The 253-nt window shown below is 59.3% G+C and carries 1 pseudogene; it reads right to left on the bottom strand.

The features are described from left to right. Nucleotides 1–253: pseudogene (locus SB764_RS42745) on the bottom strand (hypothetical protein); the annotation flags it as partial.

Here is a 253-nt window from a genome sequence, read left to right as displayed (position 1 = left end):
CCGGCCCAGCCTTCATCCGGTTTCACGGTCGAGAGAATATCCACCAGCCGCCCGACGAACCAGAACAGCGCCGCCTCAATGGCCGCCGTCAGCCCGCCCAGCACCAGCATCGCGAAAAACGGCGCCTTGGCCTGAGAAATATAGAACCAGATGAAGGCGAATGTGTTTTCGGGCGGCCGCAGATCGTCCTTTCGGGCGAAGGGCTTGATCCAGTTCTCGAAGAACTCGAAGATGCGCGTAATGACCATGATCC

Origin of the sequence: Paraburkholderia sp. SIMBA_027 (genome assembly GCF_046535315.1) — a bacterium.
In the GTDB taxonomy this organism is placed as follows: Bacteria; Pseudomonadota; Gammaproteobacteria; order Burkholderiales; family Burkholderiaceae; genus Paraburkholderia; species Paraburkholderia tropica.
The sequence above is the reverse complement of the archived record's forward strand: the minus strand, read 5'-3'. Positions and strand labels throughout refer to the sequence as shown.